This window comes from Bacteroidota bacterium (genome assembly GCA_030017895.1).
Lineage (GTDB): Bacteria > Bacteroidota > Ignavibacteria > UBA10030 > BY39 > JASEGV01.
Window position 1 is genome coordinate 1 of sequence record JASEGV010000015.1, and the last position, 14,284, is coordinate 14,284.

At 38.5% G+C, this 14,284-nt stretch carries 12 protein-coding genes; 10 read left to right on the plus strand and 2 right to left on the minus strand.

The genetic code is table 11. The features are described from left to right. Nucleotides 1-61: 61 nt before the first annotated feature. Together QME58_04285 and QME58_04290 are read left to right on the plus strand one after the other, a co-directional pair. Nucleotides 62-676: an efflux RND transporter periplasmic adaptor subunit gene (locus QME58_04285; protein ID MDI6803051.1), complete on the plus strand. Its 615-nt coding sequence runs from the start codon at nt 62-64 to the stop codon at nt 674-676. Nucleotides 677-699: 23 nt separating this feature from the next. Beyond that, the gene (locus QME58_04290) at nt 700-3,756 is read left to right on the plus strand and encodes an efflux RND transporter permease subunit (GenBank protein ID MDI6803052.1); all 3,057 of its coding nucleotides are present in this window, start codon (nt 700-702) and stop codon (nt 3,754-3,756) included. A 258-nt stretch (nt 3,757-4,014) separates the two neighbouring features. On the opposite strand, the gene QME58_04295 is transcribed toward QME58_04290, so the two are convergent. Beyond that, a complete protein-coding gene (locus QME58_04295; GenBank protein MDI6803053.1) occupies nt 4,015-5,970 on the minus strand; it encodes a sialidase family protein in 1,956 nt (651 codons plus the stop codon). Between the two features lie 149 nt (nt 5,971-6,119). Between QME58_04295 and QME58_04300 the strand changes: the two genes are divergently transcribed. The 4 genes from QME58_04300 to QME58_04315 all read left to right on the plus strand — a co-directional run bounded on the left by QME58_04300 (nt 6,120) and on the right by QME58_04315 (nt 8,878). Further along, nucleotides 6,120-7,043 carry an NAD(P)H-binding protein gene (locus QME58_04300; protein MDI6803054.1) on the plus strand — a complete coding sequence of 308 codons (924 nt, stop codon included), beginning with the start codon at nt 6,120-6,122 and terminating at the stop codon, nt 7,041-7,043. A 120-nt stretch (nt 7,044-7,163) separates the two neighbouring features. After that, a complete protein-coding gene (locus QME58_04305; protein MDI6803055.1) occupies nt 7,164-7,685 on the plus strand; it encodes a VTT domain-containing protein in 522 nt (173 codons plus the stop codon). 12 nt (nt 7,686-7,697) lie between these two features. Then, nucleotides 7,698-8,426: a pseudouridine synthase gene (locus QME58_04310; protein MDI6803056.1), complete on the plus strand. Its 729-nt coding sequence runs from the start codon at nt 7,698-7,700 to the stop codon at nt 8,424-8,426. Then, nucleotides 8,423-8,878, plus strand: coding sequence for an NUDIX pyrophosphatase (locus QME58_04315; GenBank protein ID MDI6803057.1), 456 nt, complete (start codon nt 8,423-8,425; stop codon nt 8,876-8,878). The genes QME58_04310 and QME58_04315 overlap by 4 nt, the downstream gene beginning before the upstream one ends. Before the next feature lie 17 nt (nt 8,879-8,895). On the opposite strand, the gene QME58_04320 is transcribed toward QME58_04315, so the two are convergent. Then, a complete protein-coding gene (locus QME58_04320) occupies nt 8,896-9,594 on the minus strand; it encodes a response regulator (protein MDI6803058.1) in 699 nt (232 codons plus the stop codon). A 160-nt stretch (nt 9,595-9,754) separates the two neighbouring features. On the opposite strand from QME58_04320, the gene QME58_04325 reads away from it, so the two are divergent. The 4 genes from QME58_04325 (at nt 9,755) to QME58_04340 (ending at nt 14,081) form a co-directional block, all read left to right on the plus strand. After that, entirely contained in the window at nt 9,755-10,675 is a 921-nt protein-coding gene (locus QME58_04325) for a PfkB family carbohydrate kinase (protein MDI6803059.1), read from the plus strand. Further along, complete coding sequence (gene mtnA, locus QME58_04330) at nt 10,672-11,700, plus strand: S-methyl-5-thioribose-1-phosphate isomerase (GenBank protein MDI6803060.1); 1,029 nt, start codon at nt 10,672-10,674, stop codon at nt 11,698-11,700. Before QME58_04325 ends, mtnA begins: the two co-directional genes overlap by 4 nt. Beyond that, the gene (gene recO, locus QME58_04335) at nt 11,697-12,470 is read left to right on the plus strand and encodes a DNA repair protein RecO (protein MDI6803061.1); all 774 of its coding nucleotides are present in this window, start codon (nt 11,697-11,699) and stop codon (nt 12,468-12,470) included. Before mtnA ends, recO begins: the two co-directional genes overlap by 4 nt. Before the next feature lie 81 nt (nt 12,471-12,551). After that, nucleotides 12,552-14,081, plus strand: a complete 1,530-nt coding sequence (locus QME58_04340) for a Do family serine endopeptidase (protein MDI6803062.1) — start codon at nt 12,552-12,554, stop codon at nt 14,079-14,081. The last annotated feature ends 203 nt before the right edge of the window (nt 14,082-14,284 follow it).

Sequence of the window (14,284 nt, forward strand, 5' to 3'; positions counted from 1 at the left end):
ACGACGATAAAATCTATAACACTAAACTTATATTTGAATTTTTGGAACTGCCCTAAATGAATTGGATGTAATCAAAGCAGAAGTACAACTTCTTCAAGCCCAACTCGACAAGACTGAAATCCGAACTCCATTCGATGGAATCATCGGACTCCGGTATGTTAGCGAAGGCAGTTACATTTCTCCTTCTACCCTTATTACAACATTTCAAGATATTGGCACAGTAAAAATTGACTTTACTTTCCCGGAAAAATATTCGGGAGAGATAAAGTCAGGGAATAAAATCACGTTCAATGTCCAGGGCACTTCGAGAAAATTTACAGGAACAGTTTACGCAATTTCTCCAAAAGTCGATATTAACACACGAACATTACGGGTCAGAGCCACATGCCCAAATCACGATGGATATCTTCTGCCGGGAAGATTCGCAAACGTGGAAGTTCAGCTAAAAGAAAAAGAAACCCTTGCCATTCCTTCGTATGCTGTTATTCCCGAAATGAAAAAACATAAAGTATTCATCTATAAAAATGGAACAGCCGAAGAGAATACAGTCGAAATCGGGACGCGAACAGATGAACATGTAGAAATAACCAACGGCTTAAAATCAGGTGACACACTGATTACTTCTGCTATCCTGCAATTACGGTCTGGCATGGCTGTTAAACTTTCCAAAGAATAAAATATTAGAAGAAAGGATATTGGTTGAGTTTATCTGCGGTATGTATTAGACGCCCCGTGTTGACGATTGTAATGTCTCTTATTATTATTTTATTCGGAGTGATAGGTTACACTTTTCTTGGCGTACGCGAATATCCAAATGTAGACCCTGCAATAATAACCGTTAATACATCATATACGGGTGCGAATGCAGATGTAATCGAATCGCAGATCACCGAGCGTCTTGAAGATGCAATAAGCGGCGTACCGGGAATTCGCACAATCAACTCTACAAGTCGTGACGGTCGAAGCTCAATTACAATCGAATTTGAGTTAGCAGTTGATTTAGAAACAGCCGCAAATGATGTACGAGATAAAGTAGCAGGAGCCGCTCGCAATTTACCGCCCGATGTTGATCCACCAGTCGTCTCAAAAGCCGATGCCGATGCAAGTCCGATAGTTATATTGAGCGTCGGTAGCAACACTCGGAACCTATTACAATTAAGTGATATTGCCGACCGCATATTTAAGGAACGTCTGCAAACTATTCCCGGAGTAAGTGAAGTACGGATTTTTGGAGAGAAACGCTATTCAATGCGTTTGTGGCTGAATCAAGCGAAACTCGCTGCCTATCAGCTAACACCTTTAGACGTTCGCAGTGCGTTGAATGCAGAAAACCTCGAGCTGCCTGCCGGTCGTATTGAAGGAAACGATGTCGAGCTTACAGTAAGAACACTCAGCCGGCTTGAGACTCCTGAACAATTCAACAACCTAATAATCCGTGAGCATAACGGACAGATAATTCGCTTTCGAGATATAGGATCTGCCGAGCTTGGTCCGGAAAATGAGCGGTCTGTAACAAAAGGATTAACGGGACCACGAGTTGCAATTGCGATAGTGCCACAGCCCGGATCGAATCACATTGCGATAGCTAATGAATTTTTCAGACGCGTAGAACAAATCAAAAAAGATTTACCTGAAGACATTGAGCTTGCCAAAGCCTTCGATACTACAGAATACATTCGGACATCTCTGGAAGAGGTCCAAGAAACTATCATTATTGCATTTGTACTGGTTGTCTTGATCATTTTCCTTTTCTTCCGGTCTTGGAGAACAACATTAATTCCTGTATTTGCAATTCCTCTCTCATTAGTCGGAACATTTTTTATAATGTATCTTGCAGATTTTTCTATCAACATTCTTACCTTATTGGGTTTGATATTAGCGATAGGTATTGTTGTAGATGACGCCATCGTTGTACTGGAAAATATTTATGCCAAGATCGAACAAGGAATGGACCCGATTGACGCGGGATTGAAAGGTTCAAAGGAAGTCTTCTTCGCTGTGCTTTCAACAACAATGACACTCATTGCAGTCTTTATGCCTATTGTTTTTTTGCAAGGATTCACAGGTCGACTTTTTAAGGAATTTGGTATCGTGATTGGCGGCTCCGTTGCGATTTCAGCATTCGTTGCACTTACACTTACTGCGATGCTAAGCTCTCACATCATCAAGCCACACAGTACACATAACTGGTTTTATAATAAGACCGAACCGTTCTTCAATAAACTAATAGATTTATATCGTAACTCTTTAAATTCTTTCTTACAGCGCCGTTGGCTGGCATTTATAGTAATTCTCGTATCGGCAGGAATGTTATCGCTTTTTATTATCGTAATTCAGAAAGAGCTTGCACCTTTAGAAGACCGCAGTCGATTGCGCATCAGCTCTACCGCTCCTGAAGGTACATCCTTTGAAAGAATGGATAATTACATGAATAGTTTAATCGATGTGGTTAAACAAAGAGTCCCGGAGGTAACGAATGTCATGGCAAACACTTCGGGATTTGCAGGTGGCGCTAATTCAGGCTCGATGACTATAACATTAAATTCACCTGTTGATCGTAACCGAACTCAGAATGATCTCGCAGAAGATTTATCACGCAGTGTACGGCAGATGAACGATGCACGCACAATTGTTACTCAAGAACAAACTATCAGTGTTGGCACCGGTATGGGGCGTTTCGGATTACCTGTGCAATATGTTCTTCAAGCACCTAATTTAGAAAAGTTAAGAGATGTGTTGCCTCGTTTTATTGACGAAGTGAACAATCATCCGGCATTCAGTGTATCCGATATAAATTTGAAATTTAATAAGCCAGAGCTGGTTATATCCATCAACCGAGATAGAATTCGCTCGCTCGGTGTTTCTGTCAGCGATGTTGCTCAAACACTTCAATTGACATTAGGCGGACAGCGGTATGGTTATTTCATCAAGGATGGAAAGCAGTATCAAGTAATCGGACAGCTTACGCGTGAAAACCGCGATGAGCCAATGGATTTAAAATCAATCTTCGTGCGCAGTCGTAATGGCGAGCTTATACAGCTTGACAACTTAGTTGACATCTCAGAACAAGCAAATCCACCGCAGCTCTACCGGTTCAACCGTTACAAATCTGCCACAATTTCTGCCGGCTTATCACCCGGATATTCACTCGGCGATGGTATTAATGCAATGGATGAAATTTCTAATAAAATTTTAGATGAATCGTTTGCGACTTCACTTGCGGGTGCGGCGCGAGACTTTGCAGAAAGCTCATCGAGTTTAATTTTTGTATTTCTTCTGGCGCTCACACTTACTTATTTGATTCTTGCTGCTCAATTCGAGAGTTTCCGTGATCCACTCATCATAATGTTCACAGTGCCGCTCGCAATCGCAGGCGCTTTACTAACACTGTGGTATTTCAATCAAACCATCAATATTTTCAGCGAGATCGGCATGATTATGCTTATCGGGCTTGTTACTAAGAACGGTATTCTGATAGTAGAATTTGCGAACCAACGAAAGGCAACGGGTCTCTCCGTGATGGATGCTGTGAAAAGTTCTGCGGTCGCACGTTTCCGACCAATACTTATGACAAGTCTATCAACGATATTCGGTATTCTGCCAATAGCGTTAGGACTCGGTTCAGGAGCCGAGAGCCGTGTTTCAATGGGTATCGCCGTCATTGGTGGTCTGATATTTTCAGGTGTGCTTACTTTATACATAATACCTGCGATGTATTCGTATCTGTCAAGAGAGTCTCGAACCCCGTCCTATTAAACTAACATTACCTTGTTGTGTTCGCCACCTTGGTGGAAAAGGGCGAGTCGGTGTGCGGCTGTGGATGAGAATGTCGCATATTTCATCTCCGGGGTTGAGGAACTGGTTAGCTTGTTTTGGCGAGCGTTATTTGGAGACGCAAGAACCGTCCGACTTGGAATAAGATCCACAACTGCGTGTAGTTGCAGGATGGAGAAATGCCGTTACGGAATTTATGCTTGAGGATGCGGCAGGAATAAAAAAAATTATCGGTTGATATTAATCAGCAATCAAATTAATAGTTCCTTGTTGATTTACCTTTATCCAATATCCTTTACCAGGCTTCAAAGTATCGGCAATAAAATATCCGTTCGAGTATCCAAAATATTTTGATGTCGTAATACTGGCGGGATTTGTAACTATCTTACTAACCAGTATTGGCTTACTTATCGAACCAATCATATTCCAACCAGGTGAAACTGGGAGTAGAAGTGAGTTCAATGGATTTGCTGTAAACACAACAGTTTGGTCTCTATCAAATTTTAACCAGTAACCTTTTCCCGGCTTTAAAATATTTTCTACAGTATAACCGATTCCCGGAGTGTATATAAACGCATTCGTTACAGAGGTAGGGAATAAAACATTTTTTTCAGTCGAAATATCAACAGGTACTGAAACCATATTCCACTTGTTAGAGATATTTATTGATAGTGTTTCAGTCGATTTATAATCAACGTTAAGTTTAAAAAATTTTAATTTTGTTCCCGAAACCGGACGTGCTTCGGTTGCCAATGTTGCATAGTTAGCTCCCGGAATTCTATCTTCATGAAAAACCATAAACACCCAGTTACTATCGTTGCCTTCTGTATTTATAATTGGATTGATGGTCGAAAGCGATACATATCTCTCATCGATATCATTCGTATTAGTAATATTTTTGGGAATTGTCCAAGTAGTACCGTCATCATCGCTGTATGTTAAAATTATATCGCTGTAATTGAAGCCGTCCAAATCGGTTATTCCCTGCAGAAACGCATCAGCAGCGATGTATATTCGGCTGCCGGAACTGTTTTTTCCGATTGATGAAAAATTAAACGCAAAGTTATGGTTGGTTTGTATGTTTTGAACACCGGTTGTTTTCATCAATCTTGGAAAAACAAAACTGTCGATAACTGCGGTTGAAGTTAGTGTATTCGATTTCCAAAGCCGGACTTGGTTTGCTAACATGTAGTCATTGTTTACATAGTTGCTGCGAGTATATGTAACATACAATGTTGTTCCGATGTACATTGCATCAAATCCTGTCCAACAAGGACCCGCCGAACCGTTCTCGGCATCGATTGCAATTTTAGTTCCCCACGTAACACCGTTATCTGAGGACAAACGGGTTAGAAGCGAATCGGGATTTGTACTTGACCGCCAGATTACGGCAACGCTTCCGTTATCGCCCGAAGCGATTGCAACTCTTCCGCTATGCTTCGCCGAAGTTTCAAGGCGAGTCCAGTTGTTCCAAGTTCGATCCTGATTAAAAATGATTACCGATAACCCACTTAACAAACTTGAAGAGGGAAATGAACCCGCTAAAACAATATTGCCGTTTGTTGTTTGAGCTATCGAGGGCCAAAGCACATCGTCGCTATTTGGTTGGTGAAGAGGAGAGAGGTATGTAGAAAAATTTTTCCCCCCTTCATATCCATCAAGATAAAGCGCACTTTGCAGTGGTAAACTCGTTCCCGGAGAACCGTGACTTGTAATTGCAGCAAAGTAATTTAATTCGGAATCAGAAGCGAGTATCAACGAAGGATAACCCGAACGTATTATTGGTACAACTGCCGGCGTTCCCCAACTTTGGCCACCATCGTAGCTGAAATTGTAAGCAACACGTCGCGACATCGAGATAGCGGTGGCACTACTCGAATCAGTCGAAATCATTGATGTAACATGAATGTTGTTTGGGTCGTTCGGATTTATCTCGATGTAATTAATAGCCCCGCCATTGCTTTGTAAATCCCAATACCCATAAATTTTTGTATCAATGCCAGTTGGATTAGCTGCCGCTCGGATTTGATATGTTTGTTCTGATTTTCTAAGCGGTAAACTATCATTTATGCTGAAATCAAAGATTTCTTGATAAAATTTAGGACTTACTGCAACCTGCCTATTTTCAACAGTCTGAGAGAAAACAGGTATACTAAATAGAAAAAAAAGGAAGAATTTTGATACAAATTTTAACATTAGCCGCAACTACGATTATATATTTCTAATTTTGGTTATAAAGTAAGCTAAAAATTGTATAAAAACAAAAACTACACCGCAGCAATTAAAAGGTTTATTGTAGAAAGTAAAAAATATTTTCATATATTTGTTGAAACAATGGAGATTTTATGCACATATTTTTAACAGGATCAACCGGTTATGTAGGGAATAGAATTTTGTTGGCACTCATTAATTCTAAAAATCAGGTAAGTGTTTTAGTTCGTAATGAATCTGTAAACAAAATTCCGGATAAGTTAAAACCGAATTTGAGAATAATAAAGGGTGATGTAAGAAACAATGAAAGTTATGCCGGAGAGCTATCTGGTTGCGATGCAGTAATTTATCTGCCCGGTCTTATTCGCGAGTTCCCTAAACGAGGAATTACATTTCAACAAATTCACTTTGATGGTGTAAAGAATATGATTGATTCCTCAAAGCGGGAAGGAGTGAAGCGTTTTTTATTAATGAGCGCCAACGGTGTGAAACCAAATGCTTCAACGGAATATCTTCGAACAAAATATGATGCTGAAGAATACTTGAAACAAAGCGGACTGAATTGGACTATCTTCAGGCCATCAGTAATATTTGGCGATGAGAACGAAGGCAGGTATAATTTTATTTCTGTTATTGTTGATTTGTTGAATCAACTGCCGCTGTTCGTTCCGGTAATCGGAAATGGCGAATACAGGTTTCAACCAATCTCCATTTATAATGTCGCAGATGCTTTTGTAAAAAGTTTGGAAATAGAACAAACAATCGGCAGAACATATTCCTTGTGTGGTAAAGAGGTTTTTACTTATAATCAATTAGTAAATATAATTCTGAAAATAGTAAATCGAAAAAAAATGAAACTCCATATTCCAGTTTGGAATATGAAGCTACTCGCAAAATTGTTTGATAAATTTGATTGGTTTCCTGTAACGCACGATCAGATTATGATGCTTCTTGAAGAAAATATTTGTCGAGACGAAGTAGATATTTTTGTGAAGATGAATATTAAACCAATCTATTTGGAAGATGGGATAAAAGTATTTCACAAAAAATTTTTGTAAATTAACACGTAAAAAATATATGAAAGGAAAATTCTTCTGATACAAGCACTGATAAATTGGCTTCGCCGCCTCAAAGAGTGGGTCGAACACTTTGCCACAAAACCTTATGCACTCCACGCATTGTTTTGGATTGCATTTATCGAGGCATCATTCTTTCCGATTCCACCGGATGTACTGTTAATTGCCTTAGCAGTAGCCACACCTCGGAAGGCATTTAAATTTGCACTTATTTGCACTGCCGGTTCTGTAATAGGCGCCTATTTAGGCTATCTCATTGGGTACGGATTTTTTGAAGTCATCGGCAAACCGATACTCAGTTTTTATGGAGCGCTTGATAAATTCGACTCCGTCCTTCAAACTTATCGCGAGCATGGTTTCTTAGCACTTTTTATAGCCGGATTTACACCAATCCCTTACAAAGTTTTCACAATCGCAGCAGGTTTTAATCAAACAATTGATTTACTCACACTCACTCTCGGTTCGCTTGTTGGCCGTGCTTCAAGGTTTTTCCTTGTCGGTGGTTTATTGTACCTCTTCGGTGCTCGGATAAAAATATTTATTGATAAGTATTTCGATAAATTATCATTAGCATTTGTTATTCTTTTCATACTCGGAATTGTTACTATAAAGTGGCTTATCTAAACTACTCATCCGATGGAGCCGAGTAAAGAAAATATCGTGAGTTTGCCGCGGGCAATTTCAAAATTAGGTGCTGCATCTCGTAAGCAAGCAGAAGAATTAATTCGGTCAGGTCGTGTTTCAGTAAATGGAACAGTTTCAAAAAATATTTCTATCAGAATTGATTTACGAAAAGATAAAATTAAGTTGGATAGTGTGGATATACAAAAGAAGAAATTCTCCTATCTTATTTTGAATAAACCGAAAGGTTATGTAACAACCCGTTCCGATGAATTAAATCGTAAAACAATTTACGATTTAATTAAAAATATCCGAAAATGGGTTTTTCCTGTAGGAAGATTGGATAAGGATACAACCGGGTTGCTACTCTTAACAAATGATAATAAATTGGGGGAGGTTCTTACAAATCCGAAATCAGGGATTCATAAAACGTATGTTGCAAAGATTAACAAACCGGTTGACCGTATAGCTTTAGAAAAATTAAGAGGTGGTGTTTTTATTGGAGAAGGATTGAAAACACTCCACGCAAAAGTAAACATAATAAACGGTTCAAGAACAGAAATTATGCTGACTATAGTTGAAGGTAAAAACCGGCAAGTCAGAAGAATGTTCGAATCTCTGAATTACAAAGTGATAGAACTGAAACGCATCCAAATCGGACCGATAATATTAGGCAGTTTAGATTCAGGGTGCTTCAGGCATCTTACAAAGCCGGAAGTTGAAAAATTATTGGAACATAAATGACCCAAGTAGCTTCGTTATATATTGAAGTCTGTGTGTTTAAATTTGAAAAAGGGAAGCCAGAATATCTGATTCTTCAAAGGTCGGACACCGAAATAATTTATCCTGGAATATTTCAATTTATAACAGGGACAATCGAAGAAGGGGAAACTGCCATAGCTGCCGCAAAACGCGAAATGATAGAGGAAATTAACATTTCTCATAAAAATTTTTGGGTTATCCCATTCATAAATCCATTCTATGTATATACCAGGGATGTAGTAAATTTATCACCAATGTTTCTTGCAGAAGTTGAAAACGATAAAATCCCTCTACTGTCTCCCGAACACCAAACGTATGAATGGTGTGATTATGAGACGGCCTTGAAACGGCTAAATTGGCATGGGCAGAGAGAGGCATTAAAAATTGTGAATAATTTTCTTACAGAAAAGGAGAGCAGGTTTACAACTTGCTGATTGGAAATTAACGAAACTTACAATTTACCAGACACATTTTCTTTAATTTCGAATTTTTTGTTATCAGGAAATTTTTTTAATAAATCCTCGGCTGTTTGCGAAATCGAAATTGTTGCCGCATCTAATATTTGAACGAACTGTTTTATAACTCCCAAATTGAGGGACTGCGGGATATTACTTTCTGACTCTTTGATTACTGTTTTCAACATAGTTAGAGCGTTACAGGCAGTCAGTCCATAGGCCAATAACGAATTCCTGTAAGTATTAAGAATTTCAATAAAGGTGTTCCAATTTTCAATCACTAATCGATTATTTTCTCTTTCTTTGCGAAATAAGTAACGCTCGTGAATTCCATTCAAAATTATTGGCAAATGTTCTAAGTCAAGTTGATCTTTTTTCATATAATCGTATGCCCCTAATTTCATTGCTTCGACTGCAATATTTTCAGAGCCGGCTGCTGTTAGCATTAAGGTAGGCGTTTCGTTTTTTTGCTCACACATCGTTTGAAGCACGTTCAAACCGCTAATGCCTTGCATTTTGTAATCGAGTATGATTACATCGAACTGAAGTCGATTCAATAATCCAACGGCATCTTCACCCGATTCGCATTCTGTACATTCAAACTTGTTGGTCGATTCAAGATATTTCCGTAGAATATTTCTTAAAGGTTCCTCGTCATCGACGAGTAGGATTCTTAGTACGTTTAAATCTACCATTCATTCTCCTTTTGTTCAAAAAATAGTAATGGAAAAAATTCTACTGAATATAGCAAACGACTATTAGATTTGCAAATCGTGTATATAGTTGTGTTGATTTGCTATAAATTCCAACTTTTCGTATCATTATCAGTCAAATTAATAAAACACAGGAATCAAATTGAGTTTACTCGTAGTCGGTTCATTAGCCCTCGATACAATCGAAACGCCGTTCGGAAAAGCTGAAGATGTTCTCGGCGGTTCGGCAGTTTATATCTCGGTATCAGCAAGCTATTTTGTTGAACCTGTCAGGTTAGTTGGTGTTGTTGGCAGCGACTTCCCAAAATCAGCGATCGAATTTTTAGAAAACAAAAATATCGATTTGGAAGGATTGCAAAAAATCGATGCCGGAAAAACTTTTCGTTGGGGTGGAAAGTATCATTACGATTTAAATGTTCGGGACACTCTTTATACCCATCTGAACGTATTCGAACATTTTAAACCGGTCATTCCTGAGTCTTATAAAAAAAGTTCGTATGTTTGTCTCGGAAATATCGACCCTGTACTTCAGCAATGTGTAATTGAACAAATTCAAAATCCGCGGCTCGTTATTGGTGATACTATGAATTTCTGGATAAACGGCAAGCGTAAAGAATTACTAAAAGCAATTGAATTGATGAACGTCCTCGTACTAAACGATTCCGAAGCCCGTTTACTTTCAAACGAGCCTAATCTTATCAGGGCAGCGAAAATTATTATGAAGATGGGTCCCCGAATCGTGATTATTAAAAAAGGGGAACACGGCGCCCTGCTAATTACCGAAAAAACAATTTTTTCAGCTCCAGCTTATCCGCTTGAAAATATAAACGATCCAACAGGAGCAGGGGATGCTTTTGCAGGTGGATTTATCGGATGGATTGCAAAAACAGACGACCTGTCTGAAGAAAATTTAAAACGTGCAGTAGTATATGGCAGCACTTTAGCCTCTTTCTGCGTTGAAAAGTTCAGCATCGAACGAATCAAAGATTTAAACCATCTCGAAATCAAAGATCGGTTTTTAGAGTTCCGTGCTCTCTCGCATTTTGAAGAAGATAGCTTATGAAGTCATTAGAATGGTTAGGAGGTAAATTACGATTCATTGACCAAACCAAATTACCAGCAGAAGAAATTTACATAGTTACAGATGATCATCGAATAGTAGGCGATGCGATACACAAATTAAGTATCCGTGGAGCTCCCGCATTGGGCGTTGCTGCCGCTTACGGTGCGGCACTTGCAGCATTTGAAAACTCAAACGAAAATTCCGCTTCTTTTAAAACCAATTTAACATCCGCAATAAACGAATTAAAATCGACACGTCCCACCGCTGTAAATCTATCTTGGTCGTTAGAGCGAATCAACAAAGTTCTGGATACTTTTATCATTTCCGGTGTTGAGTTAACAGTTGCAAAAATTATAGATGAGGCAATAAATATTCACGACGAAGATATTGCTATGTGTAATGCCATAGGAATTAACGGGGCAGAAATTATTCCGCAAGATGCTACCATACTTACGCACTGCAACACCGGTGCGTTGGCAACAGGCGGCGATGGAACTGCCCAAAATGTTATAGTAACTGCCCACACATCAGGCAAAAATATTAAAGTGTATGCCGGCGAAACTCGTCCCCTTTTACAAGGAGCCCGATTAACCGTTTGGGAATTGATGAAATTAGGCATTGATGTAACTTTGATAACCGACAGCACAGCCGCATTTCTTATGCAGCAGAAAAAAATTGACTTGGTGATTACGGGAGCCGACAGAATTACGATGCAAGGTTTTGTTGCAAATAAAGTTGGCACTTACAATCTTGCAGTGAATGCAAAGATGCACGGGATTCCGTTTTACATTGCTGCACCAACATCGACAATCGATACCAAAATCGAATTCGGTGATGAAATAATAATTGAGGAAAGAAGCGAAAACGAGATAACTGAATATTTTGGAAAGAGAACAGCACCGGTAGGAGTAAAAGTATATTCGCCCGCATTCGATATCACTCCACCCGATTTAATTACAGGTATAATTACCGACAGGAAAATATTCTTACCTCCTTATTCGCACTCGTTATCCGAACTGAAATGATTGTAAAAACAGAAGCCATAGTCCTGAAGGCGAGCAAATACAGAGAGACAAGTAAGTTAGTTACTTTTTATACGAAACGATACGGCAAAATAAACGGGATAATAAAAGGTGCACGACAGTTCAAAAATAAATTCGGTTCATCACTCGAACCGCTCTCTTATGTAATGATCGTATTTTATAAAAAGGAATCTACTCAACTTCACTTGGTTACTCAATGCGATTTGTTAAAAGCGTTCAAAAGTATTTCACAGGATTTAGATAAATTAGAAACGGCATTAAAAATTATTGAGCTTGTTTATAAAGTGATGCACGATGAAGAAGAAAACGAGAAGCTCTTTAGTTTATTGAATAACATTCTTTTGGCAATCGAAACTAATAACCGGAACTTCGCTAATCTATTTTATCTTTTTGAAATTAAATTAGGCGAAATATTAGGATATCAATATAATTTTTCGATTTGTGGTAAATGCGGAGTTGATATTTACAATAACGGAGACGAAATGCTCCAAATCGTTTTCGACTATTCAAAAGGAAGTTTGATGTGTGTTGATTGTGTCAAATATTCAGTTCATCCTCATAAATTGTCTGTAAGAATTTTAAAAATATTAAATCGGATTGAAAAAACAGAACAAGTCGATTCGGTAACTAATATGATAATAAGTAAACAGGATGGAAATGAGATAGGGAAATTTTTATTCGACTATTTACGTTATCATATCAGCAGTTTGAAAGAACTAAAAAGTGAAAAAGTTTTCAGCCAGCTTTTTTAATCGGTTTTGAAACAAAATCAAACCATCTTCAGTATAATGCACTAAAAATGAATCAAATAACTAATTAATAGGATCATATATATGAATAAAAAATCAATATTATCAGCAATATTTTTAATCACCGTTGGTATTATTTTCGGAGTAATACTTGTTACGAGCTTGAATACAGGCATCAATTTTAGTTTTGCGGGGGATGAACAGGTTAAGTTAGGGGCAGCTTCGCCAATTAAGAAAGAAGCTGTCGAAATTAAATCGCTAAGCCAACCTTTCATTGATGTAGCCAAAGCAATAACTCCGACCGTCGTAAGTATCAATGTTGTTGAGAAAGTAGAAAAACGAAGTCAGGAATTTAAAGAGTTCTTCCATTTCTTCGGTCCCGATTTTAAGTTTCCCGAACCTCAACCACAGATGGGATCTGGTTCGGGTGTAATTATTAATTCCGACGGTTACATCCTTACAAACAACCACGTTGTAACCGGTGCACGAGAAGACGGGATCGAAGTTACACTCAACGACAAACGCGTTTTTAAAAAAGTAAAAGTAGTTGGAACCGATCCGACAACCGATTTGGCGGTAATCAAAATTGATGGGAAAGATTTACCAACTGCCTCGCTCGGTAATTCCGAAGAATTACAAGTGGGCGAATGGGTGCTTGCAATCGGAAACCCCCTAGGACTTCGATCAACAGTAACGGCTGGAATAGTTAGTGCAATCGGTCGTGGCGGCATAGGTGTCATCAGTGGCGATTACAGCATCGAAAGTTTCATACAAACCGATGCAGCAATTAATCCCGGAAACAGCGGCGGTCCGTTAGTGAATCTTTATGGTGAGGTTGTAGGTTTGAACACTGCCATCGCCACAACAAACGCTCGCTATCAAGGATATGGTTTTGCTGTGCCGATAAATATTGCAAAGTATGTTGCACAGGATATTATTCAGTACGGAAAAGTTCGGCGTGGTTACTTGGGTGTTCAAATCGGACAAATTGATGAAACGATGTCGAAGGCGCTGAAGTTAGGAAAATTAACAGGTGTTCTGATACAAGGAACGGTTAAAGATGGCGCAGCCGAAAAAGCTGGTTTGAAACAAGGCGATGTAATACTCGAAATCGACGGACGCGAGATGGCGGCTCCTAACGAAGTTCAAAGCTATATCGCAACGAAGCATCCGAATGATGTAGTAGCAATAAAACTGAATCGCGATGGAAAAATTATTGAGAAAAAAGTAAAACTTGCTTCAAGAACTGATGATAAAGAATTAATTACCGCTAAAGAAGCGAAGAAAGAAAAAGAATCAGATGAAACAATCTCCACGAAACCATATTCGTTCGAAAAGTTAGGTCTTTCAATTCAAAATCTAACGTCCCAACAAAAAAAAGAACTGAAATTGGATAACGGGGTGATAGTCAGTGATGTAAAAACATTAACCGAAGCGTTCAAACGAGGACTGCAAAAGAATGATGTAATTTTAGAAATTAACCGGAAAACTGTTTCATCGGTGAATGAAATACGCAAAATAATCGAGAATACAAGTCCCGGCGAATCGGTTTTATTGAGAGTTCGAAAATCGGAAGAAAACTCAATCTTCTTAGCTTTAGAAATACCGAAATAGTTTAAATAACTGAAGTTACGCAAGAATCTGAAACCTCAAATTCAGGTTATTTTTAGATGTTTCGCTTCGCTCAACATGACAAAAAGTCAATTCTGCGTAACTTCACTAAATAATTAAGAATACCCTAAATTTGAAAGGAAACCTTGTATTTTGGGTTTCCTTTTATTTTTGATAGTAAAACTTGATTATCTTCCCATTTTAAC

Coding starts and splice junctions, on each gene's coding strand:
- QME58_04295 (MDI6803053.1), bottom strand. CDS start 5,970: ATGTTAAAATTTGTATCAAAATTCTTCCTTTTTTTTCTATTTAGTATA.
- QME58_04300 (MDI6803054.1), top strand. CDS start 6,120: ATGCACATATTTTTAACAGGATCAACCGGTTATGTAGGGAATAGAATT.
- QME58_04310 (MDI6803056.1), top strand. CDS start 7,698: ATGGAGCCGAGTAAAGAAAATATCGTGAGTTTGCCGCGGGCAATTTCA.
- QME58_04315 (MDI6803057.1), top strand. CDS start 8,423: ATGACCCAAGTAGCTTCGTTATATATTGAAGTCTGTGTGTTTAAATTT.
- QME58_04320 (MDI6803058.1), bottom strand. CDS start 9,594: ATGGTAGATTTAAACGTACTAAGAATCCTACTCGTCGATGACGAGGAA.
- mtnA (MDI6803060.1), top strand. CDS start 10,672: ATGAAGTCATTAGAATGGTTAGGAGGTAAATTACGATTCATTGACCAA.
- recO (MDI6803061.1), top strand. CDS start 11,697: ATGATTGTAAAAACAGAAGCCATAGTCCTGAAGGCGAGCAAATACAGA.
- QME58_04340 (MDI6803062.1), top strand. CDS start 12,552: ATGAATAAAAAATCAATATTATCAGCAATATTTTTAATCACCGTTGGT.